The organism is Rhodococcus sp. BH4 (assembly GCF_002079265.1).
GTDB classification, from domain to species: Bacteria; Actinomycetota; Actinomycetes; order Mycobacteriales; family Mycobacteriaceae; genus Rhodococcus_F; species Rhodococcus_F qingshengii.
The window spans coordinates 511,024-524,329 of the sequence record NZ_CP014941.1; the positions used below are offsets into that span (position 1 = coordinate 511,024).

15 protein-coding genes and 1 tRNA gene are annotated in these 13,306 nt (G+C 63.2%); 10 read left to right on the forward strand and 6 right to left on the reverse strand.

Annotated features, from left to right (window positions below; translation table 11 throughout):
- Window positions 1-33: 33 nt before the first annotated feature.
- From A0W34_RS02420 to A0W34_RS02430, 3 genes are all read right to left on the reverse strand, one after another.
- Window positions 34-357, reverse strand: a complete 324-nt coding sequence (locus tag A0W34_RS02420; RefSeq protein ID WP_003943496.1) for a hypothetical protein — start codon at window positions 355-357, stop codon at window positions 34-36.
- 74 nt (window positions 358-431) lie between these two features.
- A tRNA-Pro gene (locus A0W34_RS02425) sits at window positions 432-505 on the reverse strand.
- Window positions 506-559: 54 nt separating this feature from the next.
- The gene (locus A0W34_RS02430) at window positions 560-1,528 is read right to left on the reverse strand and encodes a metallophosphoesterase (protein WP_003943461.1); all 969 of its coding nucleotides are present in this window, start codon (window positions 1,526-1,528) and stop codon (window positions 560-562) included.
- Between the two features lie 132 nt (window positions 1,529-1,660).
- On the opposite strand from A0W34_RS02430, the gene A0W34_RS02435 reads away from it, so the two are divergent.
- Window positions 1,661-2,137 carry a GatB/YqeY domain-containing protein gene (locus A0W34_RS02435; protein WP_003943491.1) on the forward strand — a complete coding sequence of 159 codons (477 nt, stop codon included), beginning with the start codon at window positions 1,661-1,663 and terminating at the stop codon, window positions 2,135-2,137.
- Window positions 2,138-2,232: 95 nt separating this feature from the next.
- Here the strand turns inward: A0W34_RS02435 and A0W34_RS02440 are convergent, their stop codons facing one another.
- Complete coding sequence (locus tag A0W34_RS02440; RefSeq protein WP_003943525.1) at window positions 2,233-4,602, reverse strand: penicillin-binding protein; 2,370 nt, start codon at window positions 4,600-4,602, stop codon at window positions 2,233-2,235.
- 291 nt (window positions 4,603-4,893) lie between these two features.
- Here A0W34_RS02440 and A0W34_RS02445 point away from each other — a divergent pair, with 291 nt between their 5' ends.
- On the forward strand, window positions 4,894-5,217 hold the full coding sequence (locus tag A0W34_RS02445) for a WhiB family transcriptional regulator (RefSeq protein WP_007732375.1): 324 nt from the start codon (window positions 4,894-4,896) through the stop codon (window positions 5,215-5,217).
- Between the two features lie 18 nt (window positions 5,218-5,235).
- On the opposite strand, the gene A0W34_RS02450 is transcribed toward A0W34_RS02445, so the two are convergent.
- Both A0W34_RS02450 and A0W34_RS02455 read right to left on the reverse strand, forming a co-directional pair.
- The gene (locus A0W34_RS02450) at window positions 5,236-6,414 is read right to left on the reverse strand and encodes an ArsA family ATPase (protein ID WP_007732380.1); all 1,179 of its coding nucleotides are present in this window, start codon (window positions 6,412-6,414) and stop codon (window positions 5,236-5,238) included.
- The gene (locus A0W34_RS02455; RefSeq protein ID WP_037130910.1) at window positions 6,414-7,427 is read right to left on the reverse strand and encodes an ArsA family ATPase; all 1,014 of its coding nucleotides are present in this window, start codon (window positions 7,425-7,427) and stop codon (window positions 6,414-6,416) included. The genes A0W34_RS02450 and A0W34_RS02455 overlap by 1 nt, the downstream gene beginning before the upstream one ends.
- Window positions 7,428-7,480: 53 nt before the next feature.
- Here A0W34_RS02455 and A0W34_RS33075 point away from each other — a divergent pair, with 53 nt between their 5' ends.
- The 8 genes from A0W34_RS33075 (at window position 7,481) to A0W34_RS02490 (ending at window position 13,290) form a co-directional block, all read left to right on the forward strand.
- Entirely contained in the window at window positions 7,481-7,645 is a 165-nt protein-coding gene (locus A0W34_RS33075) for a hypothetical protein (protein ID WP_003943454.1), read from the forward strand.
- A gap of 5 nt (window positions 7,646-7,650) precedes the next feature.
- Complete coding sequence (locus A0W34_RS02460) at window positions 7,651-8,121, forward strand: RidA family protein (protein WP_003943508.1); 471 nt, start codon at window positions 7,651-7,653, stop codon at window positions 8,119-8,121.
- Window positions 8,121-8,906 carry an MBL fold metallo-hydrolase gene (locus A0W34_RS02465; RefSeq protein WP_007732381.1) on the forward strand — a complete coding sequence of 262 codons (786 nt, stop codon included), beginning with the start codon at window positions 8,121-8,123 and terminating at the stop codon, window positions 8,904-8,906. Before A0W34_RS02460 ends, A0W34_RS02465 begins: the two co-directional genes overlap by 1 nt.
- Window positions 8,907-9,032: 126 nt before the next feature.
- On the forward strand, window positions 9,033-10,508 hold the full coding sequence (locus A0W34_RS02470; protein ID WP_020905966.1) for a 2-hydroxymuconic semialdehyde dehydrogenase: 1,476 nt from the start codon (window positions 9,033-9,035) through the stop codon (window positions 10,506-10,508).
- A 42-nt stretch (window positions 10,509-10,550) separates the two neighbouring features.
- Window positions 10,551-11,324, forward strand: coding sequence for a 2-keto-4-pentenoate hydratase (locus A0W34_RS02475; protein WP_003943526.1), 774 nt, complete (start codon window positions 10,551-10,553; stop codon window positions 11,322-11,324).
- On the forward strand, window positions 11,321-11,773 hold the full coding sequence (locus A0W34_RS02480) for a RidA family protein (protein ID WP_007732394.1): 453 nt from the start codon (window positions 11,321-11,323) through the stop codon (window positions 11,771-11,773). The genes A0W34_RS02475 and A0W34_RS02480 overlap by 4 nt, the downstream gene beginning before the upstream one ends.
- A complete protein-coding gene (locus A0W34_RS02485; RefSeq protein WP_003943511.1) occupies window positions 11,770-12,291 on the forward strand; it encodes a 3-hydroxyanthranilate 3,4-dioxygenase in 522 nt (173 codons plus the stop codon). The genes A0W34_RS02480 and A0W34_RS02485 overlap by 4 nt, the downstream gene beginning before the upstream one ends.
- 3 nt (window positions 12,292-12,294) lie before the next feature.
- On the forward strand, window positions 12,295-13,290 hold the full coding sequence (locus A0W34_RS02490) for an amidohydrolase family protein (protein ID WP_064112034.1): 996 nt from the start codon (window positions 12,295-12,297) through the stop codon (window positions 13,288-13,290).
- Window positions 13,291-13,306: the final 16 nt, after the last annotated feature.

A 13,306-nucleotide genomic window follows, 5' to 3' on the forward strand; every position in this document is an offset into this window, starting at 1 on the left:
ATTCGGCTGTCACACCTGCGCTGAATTCGGCTGTCACAGCCAGGGCTCGATCGGCTTCTTCACCCACATGATCTTCTCGTCGGGATGCTCACGCCGAGCTTCGGGACGGTCTGGGTTGGCTGCTGCCCACACGGCTTTCTCGTCGAGCAGTCCGGCCGCGATCGTCCAGGTCTCCCGCGTGCTCGGCGGATTGGCGCCCGCCGCCCGCGCAAGCTTGCGCAGCCGATCGTCGGGCATGTCGAGCAACTCTGCACTACTGATATCGCGATCCCAGGCGAACTTGGCAAGACCGACAGCTTTCTCACGTCGGCTACGGCTCGCCATGTCGTTGTGCGCGAAGTCTGGTTCGGATGCCACGGCTTCACCTTATCGTCAACGAAATCGAGGCCCTCCCGCGTAAGCGGAAGGGCCTCGATTTCTGTTCTTCACTGTCGGGGTGGCGGGATTTGAACCCACGACCTCTTCGTCCCGAACGAAGCGCGCTACCAAGCTGCGCCACACCCCGTGTCGAACCTCGGTTAGCTTACATTACCGAGTCGACTGACATTAAATCCGCAGGTCAGTTGCGTAGAACCGACGCTGGAGACTCTGCGGAACTGTGTGCGGAGACATGCTCCGGTTCGCGCCTGGTCGCCGGAACCAAAGTCAGCAGAGTTGCCTCGGGGCGGCAGCAGAAGCGTGCCGGAGCCCACGGCGAAGTGCCGATGCCTGCTGAGACGTGCAGCTGGGTGTGTGCGCCCCACTTCGACGGTCCCTTGACCCGGGATCGGTCGATCTGGCAGTTGGTGACCAGCGCGCCGTAGAACGGAAGGCACAGCTGACCACCGTGCGTGTGGCCGGCGAGCACCAGGTCGTAGCCGTCGTCGGCGAACCGGTCGAGAACTCGAGGTTCGGGTGAGTGCGTCAGGCCGAGCTTGAGCTGGGCGACGGGATTGGGTGTTCCGGCGACGGTGTCGTAGCGATCGCGCTTCAGGTGCGGATCATCGACGCCGGCGGCAGCAATGCGAATACCGGCCACTTCGAGTTCGCGGCGCACGTGGGTCATGTCCAGCCATCCACGTTCGGTGAACGCGGCCCGCAGATCGCCCCAGGGGAGGGGATCGCCGGTGATGCGCTTGTCCTTGTTGAAGATGTAGCTCAGTGGATTCTTCGGTTTCGGAGCGAAGTAGTCGTTGCTGCCGAAGACGAACAGACCCGGCCGAGCCAACAGATCGCCGAGCGCCTGGACCACTGCCGGGACGCTGCGCTGATGCGACAAGTTGTCGCCGGTGTTGACCACGAGGTCGGGGTCGAGGCCTTCGAGTTCACGCAACCAATTCTGTTTCAACCGTTGGTTCGGCATCATGTGCAGGTCGCTGAGATGGAGGACCCGCAGCGACGACGAACCGGGCGCCAGGACTGGCATCGTCACCTCACGCAGTGCAAATGCATTGCGTTCGATGCCGGATGCGTACCCGATCCCTAGTGCAGCGGCGCCCGCGGCACCAAGTGCGGTGCGGGTCAGATTGGTGCGGAACTGGGAAGACACCTCTCAAGGATACGGGTGTGGCGTTCTTCTGCGTCGCTCTCGCCGCCTTTTACAGCTATTCCACAGAGAATTGTGTCCGGGCGGAGGTAACTATCGGCACGCTCGAAACGCCGAGCGCGTAGCGTTTCCACCATGTCCGACACGACACCATCGCTCAAAGCCACCCTCCGAACCGACATGGTTGCATCCATGAAGGCGAAGGATCCGCTACGTACAGCCACCCTTCGGATGCTCATGGCAGCCATCCAGACCGAAGAGGTTGCCGGTAAGGAAGCACGGGTCCTCACCGACGAAGAAATCATCAAAGTCCTTGCAAAGGAATCGAAGAAGCGCGGCGAATCGGCCGAGATCTACACCGAGAACGGCCGCGGTGAACTTGCCGCGAAAGAGCGCGCCGAAGCTCAGATCATCGACGAGTACCTGCCGACGCCGTTGACCGACGCCGAACTCGTCGACGTCGTCGACACCGCCCTCGCTCAGGTGTCCGAGGAGCTCGGTGAGCGTCCGGGTATGCGTCAGATGGGCCAGGTCATCAAGGCCGCCAGCGCGCTGGCCAAGGGCAAGGCCGATGGCGCACGTATCTCTGCAGCAGTGAAGTCCCGCCTGTAGAAGCGCGCCACCGGAAACCGAAAACGGCCGCGAACTCCGAGTCACTCGGAGATCGCGGCCGTTCTTGTTTTCAGAGCCGTCAGTTTTCAGGGCCGTCAGTTCGGTGGGGTCCCCGCAGGCGGTGCGGGTTCGCCTCCCGGCGGAGTCGCATCCGGGGGAGTCGCGCCCGGTGCCGGAGCTGCTGGAGCTGCCGGGGATGCGGGTGCTGCCGGAGCCCTTACGGACCCGTCACTGATGTAGATCGTGACGGTCGAACCCGGGATCGCGGACCCGGACGGCGAAACTCCGGTGACCGTTCCCGCGCGTGCTCCGGACGCCGTGGTCACGGAATTGACCGTGAAGCCGGACGCCTGCAACCTCGACGTCGCCGCCGACTGGCTCAGGCCGACAACCTCGGGAACCTGGCCGTTCTGTGATCCCCGTGCGTACTTCTCGTCGATCGGAGGCAGCGAGGTGGGCCCGAAGTTGTTGGCGACCGGGTTCATTGCCGCGAACCAGGATCTCGCCGGTTCGGTACCGCCGTACAGGTTGCCGCTGTAGCAGGGGCGTAGCGGGCTCGAGCAGATCTCGCCGGGTGTCGGGGAGTCGCCGAAGATGTAGACGGCCGCAGCGAGGTTGTTGGTGAAGCCGAGGAACGCCGAGGACTTGTGGGTCTCGGTGGTACCCGTCTTGCCCGACATCGGCAGGCTCCATCCGGCGCTGCTCGCGGCACCGGCAGACGTACCGGCGCCGACGTCGTCACGGCTCATGGCGTTGGCGAGTGTGTCTGCCAAGCCGGGCTCGACGACCTGCTCACAGCCCTGCTCGGTGACGGCCACCGGCTTGCCGTAGCGGTCGAAGACCGAATCGATGGGACTCGGCGGGCACCACTTGCCGTGCGAGGCGAGAGTGGCTGCGACGTTGGAGAGTTCGAGCGGGTTGATCCAGGTGGGGCCGAGGGTGAACGAACCGAGGTTCTGTTCCTTCTGGAAGTCGGCCATGCTGCGCTCGTCGAAGCCCGAGGTGTTGGGATCGGCGTACGAGCGCATGCCGAGACGGACAGCCATGTCGACGGTCGGCGTGACGCCGGTCGCCTCGATGAGCTTGACGAAAGCGGTGTTTGGGGACTGTGCCAGGGCGTCGGTCACGGACAGCGTCGGCGGATAGTTGCCGGCGTTCTCCACGCAGTACGTCGAGACCGGGCAGCCTGCCGCACCACCGCTACCCATGCCCTTGGCTTCGAAGCGCTTGGGCACGTCGAGGGTCGCGTTGATGCCGAGGCCCTTCTCCATCGCCGCAGCGGTCGTGAAGATCTTGAAGACGGAACCCGCACCGTCACCGGCAAGGGAGTACGGCTGCGCCTGGACGGTTTCGTCGGCGTCGGCATTGAGTCCGTACGTGCGACTGCTGGCCATCGCGATGACCTTGTGTGAATCCTGGCCCGGCCTGATCACGTTCATCACGTTCGCGATGCCGTCGAGGTTGGCGCTCGCGTTCGCGTTCAGTCCGGCCTTGGTGGACGCCTGGACCTGCGGATCGAGAGTGGTCTTGATGAGGTAACCACCCTCGTTGATCTGGTCGCGGGTGATTCCGGCATCCGAGAGGTACTTCAGTGCGTAATCACAGAAGAATCCGCGATCGCCTGCAGCGATGCAGCCGCGCGGCAAGTTGTTGGGGGTTTCGAGGACGCCGAGGGGCTCTTCCTTGGCTGCACGGAACTCGTCGGCACGATCCGGAATGTTCGTGATCATGGTGTCGAGCACGGTGTTACGACGCTCGGTCACGCCCTCGACGTTCGTGTACGGGTTCAGCGCGGAGCTGGACTGAACCATGCCGGCCAGCATCGCGGACTGCGGAACGGTCAGATCTGCGGCGTCGACGCCGAAGTAGGTCTGAGCCGCGTCCTGAATGCCGAAGGATCCGTTGCCGAACGGTACGAGGTTGAGGTACCGGGTGAGGATCTCGTCTTTCGTGAGTTCCTTGTCCAGCGTCAGCGCCATCCGGATCTCGCGGATCTTTCGGGCCGGGGTGGTCTCGATGGCAGCGCGGCGCTCGGCATCCGTCTTGGCCACGACCAACAGTTGGTAGTTCTTCACATACTGCTGATCGAGTGTCGACGCGCCCTGCTGCACTTCACCGGTCGTCGTGTTGGTGAGGAAGGCGCGCAGCGTTCCCTGCCAGTCGACGCCCTTGTGGTCGGGGAACCGGCGGTCCTCGATGGAGACGATCGCCAACTTCATGTTGTTGGAGATCTTCTCGCTCGGGACTTCGAAGCGTCGTTGGTCGTACAGCCAGGCAATGGGATTGCCTGCCGCATCGACCATGGTGGACACCGCGGGGACCGTGCCTTCGACCAGTTCGGCCGAGACGTTGTCGACGGTATCGGCGGCGCGATTGGACGCGAATCCGAATCCGCCGGCCACCGGGAACATCACCCCTGCGACCAGGACACCCGCCAATGCGGAGCTTCCGGCGAGCTTCGCCACTGTTTTTGCAATCGACACGATCTACAGAGTACGTGTGCCCACCCATTGGAACCGGTTTCAGTGTTTTGCGGGTGTTCAAAACCTCCTGAACACGCGCTTTGTACTGCTGTACCAAAAAATGCTCCCAACCGTCTTGCGTTAGGGGCGTTCTTTACCTAAATTGTGATCAGTGTGATCGACGTAACACTCGATCACGAATGTGTCTCAGCTTTCACGTGCTACCGCGAGACGGCTGAGATGGTGCGCTGCTCGCCTCATGGCGACGGTCAGACTTTGTAGAGGGGACCCAGAATGTACACAGCCACCCCGAGTAGCCGTTTGGACATCGAGCAGGCCGAGGCACGAATTGCCTGGGTAACTCAGGCGCGATGCCGCGAGGTCGATCCCGACCAACTTTTCGTTCGTGGCGCCGCACAGCGCAAGGCAGCCACCATCTGCCGTCACTGCCCGGTCCTCATGCAGTGCGGAGCAGATGCTCTCGACAACCGTGTCGAGTTCGGTGTGTGGGGCGGAATGACCGAACGTCAGCGCCGTGCACTGCTCAAGCAGCACCCCGACGTCGACTCCTGGTCCGAGTTCTTCGAAGACCAGCGCCAGCATCACTCAGCAGTCTGATCCAGGTCGATCGGGGGATCAGCCCTTACGAGTGAGCTGATCTCCCACCGCGCGCAGCGCCTCGAGGTCCGAGACCTCGAACGGTAGCGACGGAACACCGATCAGCGGCACCCTCGGGTGAGCTGCGGTGAATCGACTCAGCAAGGCGATTTCTCGCTTCGCGATCACTGCCCGATGGGCATGGATGCGGAGAACGGCTGCGGTGAGGGCCTCGGCCTCGGTCGCATTTTCCTTCGCTTCCAGTTTGTCGGCGGCGGTCACCGCATGATCGGCAGGCAGAGCCGTCAACGTCGGGTGAGTGCGGTTGAGAACCAGACCGGCCAACGGCATCGAGTCACCCGCAAGGCGATCGACGAAGAACGCCGCCTCACGGAGAGCGTCGGGCTCGGCCGCTGCGATCACCAGGAAATGAGTCCCCGGCTGACGCAGCAACTCGTAGGTCTTCGTGGCGCGTTCACGGAAACCGCCGAACATCGAGTCGAGCGACTGCACGAATGCCGATGCATCCGAAAGCATTTGGCTTCCCACGATGGTCGAGACACCCTTCAGGGCCAATCCCATCGCGCCGGCCACGAGCCTGGTCAGGCCACGGCCGGGTGCCGAGAGCAGCCGGATCATCCGTCCGTCGAGGAATGTTCCGAGCCTCTGTGGAGCGTCGAGGAAGTCGAGCGCATTGCGCGACGGCGGGGTATCGACGATCACCAGATCCCACGCGTCGTTCGACGCCAGCTGCCCCAACTTCTCCATCGCCATGTACTCCTGCGTTCCGGAGAACGATGTGGCAACGGTTTGGTAAAAGGGATTCGCCAGGATCTGCTCGGCCTTCTCAGGGCTCGAATGCTCGATGACCATCTCGTCGAAAGTCCGACGCATGTTCAGCATCATCGCGTGGAGTTCGCCCGTAGCCTCGGGACCCAGCTTCACCGGCTGCGGAGTGTTGTCGAGTTCGGCCACACCCAAGGCCTGTGCGAGGCGACGGGCCGGATCGATGGTGAGGACGACTACGCGTCGGCCCTCTTCGGCTGCCCGCAACGCCAGCGACGCAGCCGTCGTGGTCTTGCCGACGCCACCTGCGCCGCAACACACCACGATCCGGGCCGTCGGGTCCTTGATGATCGCCGAAATATCGAGGGCAGGAGCTGCGCGTCGGCCGGTCCTGGAACTGCCGACCGTCACGTTCTCGGTGGTCTCGGTCATCACACGCCCTGTTCCGTGAGGTATTCGGCCAGCTCGTAGAGCCCACCGAGATCGACGCCGTCGGCGAGTGCGGGAAGTTGCACCCGCGCGCCGTCGATCTCGCGGAGCTTCTCCGCACTGGATTCTTGAGCTTCGAGCACCGACGCGTGCTCGATCGTCTCGGTGAGCAGGCCGGCGAAGTCGTCGTCGGACAGATCGATGCCGACATCGGAGAGCGTCGACCGGATCGAAGCTGCATCGATGTTGCCGGCTGCAGCACCGGAGAGTTGGTCTTCGGGCAAGAACCTCGGGCTGGCGCGGTTGACGATGATGGCACCGAGGTTGAGGTCGTCACGCGCCAGTTCTGCGGCGGCGTCGGCGGTTTCCTGAACGGGCAGCGCTTCGAGAAGCGCAACAAGATGTACGACGGTCTCCGGCGAGTGCAGCAGCCGAACGACGCCTTCACTCTGCGAATGCACCGGGCCGCCCTTGGCGAGGTCGGCCATCGCCTTGGTGACGTCGAGGAAGCTGCCGATCCGCCCGGTCGGGGGAGCATCGACGACAACGGCGTCGTACACGCGTTTGCCGGTTCGATCGGTGCGGATGACGCACTCCTTGATCTTGCCGGTGAGCAGAACGTCGCGAAGGCCTGGAGCGATTGTGGTGGCGAATTCGATGGCGCCGAACTTACGCATCGCCCGGCCGGCGAAGCCGAGGTTGTAGAACATTTCGAGGTATTCGAGGAACGCGGTCTCGATGTCGACGGCCAGAGCCATCACTTCACCGCCACCTTCGGCGGCCGCGACCTTGGTCTCCTGCGGTGGAAGCGGTGGTACGTCGAAGAGCTGCGCGATTCCCTGGCGGCCCTCGACCTCCACGAGGAGAACGCGCTTGCCGCCTTCGGCCAACGCGAGCGCCAACGCGGCGGCAACCGTGGACTTACCGGTTCCGCCTTTACCTGACACAAAGTGCAGGCGGGCCTTCGTCGCAGACTCGGGCCAGGTCCTGCTCAGCTCATCTTGGGATGCAACCACACCGCGAGCCTATAAGTCTGGGGCCGAAGATGTACGCGGGATAGGCTCACCGCATGAGCGAAATAACTTCCTGGGAATACACCGTGACTCCGTTGCTGGTCCACAATCCGAAGGCAATTCTCGACAACTGGGGTGTCGACGGCTGGGAACTCGTCGCCGTCCTGCCGAGCGCGTCGGGCGAGCAGCACGTCGCGTACATGAAGCGTCCGAAGGGCTGAATCACATGGCAGAGGCAACGCAGACCTGGTCGGAGCGTCTCGCCGAACTGGGCATTGCACTTCCCGCCGTCGCGGCACCCGTCGCTGCGTACGTTCCCGCGGTTCGCAGCGGCAACCACGTGTACACGTCGGGTCAGCTCCCGTTCGTCGACGGAAAACTGGCGCTGACCGGCAAGCTCGGCGCGGGCGTGTCGGATGAGGACGCCAAGGCCGCGGCTCGCACCTGCGCGCTCAACGCTCTTGCTGCCATCGACGCCCTGGTCGGCATCGACAACGTCGTTCGCGTCGTCAAGGTTGTCGGCTTCGTGGCATCCGCCGAAGGATTCACCGGCCAGCCCGGCGTGATCAACGGCGCATCCGAGTTCCTCGGCGAGGTGCTCGGCGACGCCGGTATCCACGCCCGTTCGGCAGTCGGCGTGGCAGAACTTCCCCTCGGCTCACCCGTCGAGGTGGAACTGATCGTCGAAGTTCGCTGATGTCGACGGTCCATCCCGCCTACGCGCAGCTACGCCGCGTCACCGACATCGCTTCGGTCTTGCTCGAGAACAACCCGGGCATGATGACGCTGGACGGTACGAACACTTGGATTCTGCATGCTCCGGGCAGCGTCGAGTGTGTTGTCGTCGATCCAGGCGACAACGACGAGGAACACCTGCAACGTGTCGCTGGTATCGGTCCGGTAGCGCTGACCTTGATCACGCACCGGCACTACGACCACACCGGCGGGGTAGACCGTTTCCACGAATTGACTTCGGCTCCAGTGCGTTCCGTCGACCCTACTTTTCTTCGCGGGGGCGCTTCGGCGCTTGTCGACGGTGAAGTGATCGAGGTAGCGGGCCTGAAGTTGCGGATCCTCGCGACGCCGGGCCATACCGCGGATTCGGTGTCGATAGTCATCGAGAACGATGCGAGCGTGCTGACGGGCGACACCATTCTCGGCCGCGGCACGGCAGTTCTCGACGACTCCGACGGCGATCTGGGGGACTACCTCACCTCGCTGCGATCGCTGGCCGCACTCGGCGAAGGACTGACGGTTCTTCCCGGGCACGGTCCGGACCTACCCGATCTGCAGGCGATTTCGCAGCAGTACCTCGCCCACCGCGAGGAGCGTCTGGATCAGGTGCGGGCTGCTCTGTCGACGTTGGGCGAGTCGGCCTCGGTGCGCGACGTAGTCGAGCACGTCTACTCCGACGTCGACCCGAAGCTGTGGCCGGTCGCGGAGAAATCCGTCAACGTGCAGTTGGCGTATCTGCGACGCTGAGGCGCTCGGCGCCGACACGAAGAGCTGAGTTGTGTGGCCGAACTGCCGCCATCTATGCCGATCGAGGTATAGCTGGCGGCAGTTTTTGCATTTGTTTGATATGGGTCACGGGCCAATAGTTAGTCCATGACCTCACAATGCGACGGATGGATCCGCAATTACGTGGACGGCTCCTATGTCGAACCCGACGAGTCGTCGAGCTTCGATCAGGTCGACCCAGCAACGGGCCGTGTTCTCGCCCGGGTCCACGAGGCCGACAAGGCCCTGGTCGATCGGGCCGTGACCTCTGCCAGACGTGCTCTGGACAACGGTTGGGCCGATACGCCGGTTCGAGAGCGGACGGCTCTGCTGCGACGCGCCGCCGACCGGATCGAGGAGCGATTCGAAGAGTTCGTCGCCGCAGAGATGGCGGACACCGGCAAGCCGATCACGCAGGCACGCGAACTCGACGTCGCGCGCGCCCTGACGAACTTCCGCACCTTCGCCGACATCGTCGCCGCGGCGGGACAGGAATCGTTTGTCACGGATCTCGCGGGCGGCAAGCAGGCGCTGAACTACGCGATCCGCAAGCCGCTCGGCGTCGTCGCCGTGATCGTTCCGTGGAACCTGCCGCTGCTTCTCCTGACCTGGAAGGTTGCGCCCGCGCTCGCGTGCGGAAACTCCGTGGTGGTCAAACCCTCCGAGGAGACCCCGGCGACTGCGTCGTTGCTGGCCGAGGTGCTCGAAGAGGTCGGCCTGCCTGCCGGCGTCTACAACGTCGTCCATGGATTCGGTGCGAACTCGGCCGGCGAGTTCCTCACCACGCACCCCGGTATCGACGGGGTCACCTTCACCGGATCTTCGGCAACGGGTTCGCATGTCATGAAAACCGTTGCGCCGCGAGTCCGTCCGGTCTCGTTCGAGCTCGGCGGCAAGAACGCCGCGATCGTCTTCGACGACGTCGACATCGACGAAGCTCTGACGGGCCTGACCAAATCGGTGTTCACCAATACCGGCCAGGTCTGCCTGTGCACCGAGCGGGTGTACGTGCACCGCAGTATTTTCGACGACATCGCCGGTGGACTCGTCGAGCGGGCAGCAGGATTGCGTCTGGGCGACCCGACGCTCGATGCAACGACGACCGGACCGCTCATTTCGCAGGCGCATCGGAAGAAGGTTCTCGACTACTTCGAGATCGCCGAGCAGGAAGGCGCGAAAGTGCTGACCGGCGGCGGTATTCCGGACCTCGGACAGGAACTGTCGGGCGGATCCTGGATCGAACCCACCCTGTGGACAGGCTTGACCAACAAGGATCGCGTCGTGCGCGAGGAGATCTTCGGACCCGTCGCAGCACTCATTCCGTTCGAGACCGAAGCCGAGGCGATCGCCCTGGCAAACGACACCGAGTACGGCCTCGCTGCCTCTGTGTGGACCAACGACCTGCGCCGCGGACACCGCGTCGCGCAGAAGATGAACGTCGGAATCTCCTGGGTCAACACGTGGTTCACCCGCGAACTGCGATCTCCCTTCGGCGGTATGGGCCTGTCCGGCATCGGACGTGAGGGCGGCGAGTCCTCGCTGCACTTCTACACCGAACCGACGAATGTATGTGTGCAACTGTGAACATCGAAACCGCAAAAGTTTTCCAGAAATGAGCGAGGCGTGATGACAGCCCCCGAAGACACCGTATCCGCGCTCGCGCGTCGCCTCGACGACGCTGCGCAGACGCGCACCGACACGCCGAGCCTCGCCGACGAACACACCATCGACATCGACCAGGCCTACCGGATCCAGAACGAACTCCTCGAACGGCGCACCAGCCGTGGTGAATCGATTGTGGGCATCAAGCTCGGCTTCACGAGCAAAGCGAAGATGGCGCAGATGGGTGTCTCCGAAGTGATCGTCGGTCAGTTGACCGACGCGATGTGCGTGAGCAACGGCGGCGAAGTCGACCTGAGGACGTTCATTCATCCCAAGATCGAACCCGAAGTGGCATACCGCTTGTCGAAGGACGTCGATCTCGACGATCCGAACGTCGACATCGAAACCTGCGTCGACGCACTGGCTCCCGCAATGGAGATCATCGACTCGCGGTACCGCGACTTCCGCTTCACCTACACCGACGTCGTCGCTGACAACACCAGCGCTGCCGGGTACGTGATCGGGAGGTGGCTGCCGCTACAGAACGTCGAAGACCGTTCCGTACGTATGGAAGTCGGCGGCGAGACGGTAGTCGGTTCCACGTCGGCCATTCTCGGCGATCCGGTGCGAGCTCTGCATGCACTGCTCGACATCGCTCGTCGACGCCGAATCCCGTTGCGCGCCGGGCAGGTAATTCTGGCCGGTGCCGCCACAGCAGCTGTGCGACTCGACGAGGGCGTCGCACAGTGCACGATCGACGGACTCGGAACCGTCACGGTGAAAGGTGTGAAGCGATGAGTGGGGCGCAGGTCATCGAGAAGCTGGCGAAGCCGCGCGGAAAGTTCCCCCACGTCAAGGTGGTCGGCGATTTCGTCTATGTCTCCGGGACCAGTTCGCGTCGACCCGACAACACGTTTGTCGGCGTCGAGGTCGACGAGATGGGGACCACGGCGCTCGACATTCGGGCGCAGACGCGTGCCGTCATCGAGAACATCACGGCGATTCTCGCCGAAGTGGGCGGAGAACTGAGTGATCTGGTTCAGGTCACCTCCTACCTGGTGTCGATGAACGACTTCGGCGGATACAACGAGGTGTACGCCGAACTGTTCGACGAAAACGGTCCGACGAGAACGACTGTGGCTGTTCACCAGCTGCCCCACCCTCACCTGCTCATCGAAATTTCCGGCGTGGCGTACGTGCCCGCCTCCCGACGCTCGGCGTCCGAAGATACGGAGAATGCATCATGACCACGATTCCTCCCGTCATCGACTTCAAGAAGTGGATCGACGACAACCGCCACCTCCTGCAGCCGCCCGTCAACAATCAGACGATGGCGCTCGGAGACGATTTCATCGTGCAGGTCGTCGGCGGCCCCAACCAGCGGACCGACTACCACCTCGATCCGTACGAGGAGTGGTTCTACCAGCTCGAAGGCGACATCCACGTCAATGTCATGACCGAAGACGGTCCTCAGCGCGTCGACATTCGCGAGGGTGAAACTTGGTTGCTGCCAGGAGACATTCCGCATTCGCCGCAGCGTCCCACCGCGGGCTCGATCGGCCTGGTCATCGAACGCGTCCGCAAGGAAGGCACGCTCGAGAAGTTCCAGTGGTACTGCCTCGAATGTGATCACAAGATTCACGAGGTCGAACTTCAGGTGCGCGACATCGTGGCCGACCTTCCGCCGGTGTTCGTCAAGTTCTACGAGAGCGAAGAAGCCCGCACGTGTGACAAGTGCGGCACGCTCCATCCCGGCAAGGGCTGAGCTATGAGCAACCTGATCGACATCCACACCCACTACGTGCCCAACGGGTGGCCGGATCTGACCGAAGACGCGGGGCCGCAAGCGCCGTGGCTGAAGGTCGAGTCGGAAACCGAAGCAATGATCATGATGGGCACCAAGGAGTTCCGTCGCATCCAATCCGATGCCTGGGACGCCGAGGTGCGGCTTCGGGACATGGATGCCGACGGCGTGCAGACGCAGGTCGTCTCACCTACTCCGGCGTTCTTCAACTACGGCCGGAGCGGTGAGCAGGCAAGTCGCATTGCACGGATCTTCAACGACCTCGCACTCGAGATCGTGGAGCCGGCGAAGGATCGGTTGATTCCGTTCTGCCAGGTGCCTCTGCAAGACACCGACGCAGCGTGCCGTGAGTTGGAGCGGTGCATCGCGAACGGGCACCGCGGTGTCGAGATCGGCAATCATGTCGGCGATCTGGACCTCGACAGCGAGGGCGTGGTGACGTTCCTGCAGTACTGCGCGTCGCTGGACGTGCCGGTATTCGTGCACCCGTGGGACATGGCCAACTCTCCGCGCCTCGATCGCTGGATGGCGCAGTGGCTCACTGCGATGCCGGCCGAAACGCACCTGTCGATACTCGCACTGATTCTCGGTGGGGTGTTCGACAAGATCGACGATCGTCTCAAGATCGGATTTGCGCACGGTGGTGGATCTTTCGCGTTCTGGTTGGGACGGATGGAAAACGCCTGGCACGGCCGCAACGACATCATCGGTACGTCGCAGTTCCCGCCTTCGCACTACCTGGGAAGGTTCTACGTGGATTCCGTCGTCTTCGACGAGCGTGCGCTGCGACTGTTGGTGGACACGGTGGGGGTGGACCGTGTGATGGTGGGTAGTGATTACCCGTACCCCTTGGGGGAGCGTCCGGTCGGTGAGGTGGTTCGCAAGAGTGAGTTCTTGGACGATACTGCGCGCCAACTGATTTCGCGGGGGAATGCCGAACGCTTCCTGGGTCTCGTCTGAGGCCCCGGCTATACCT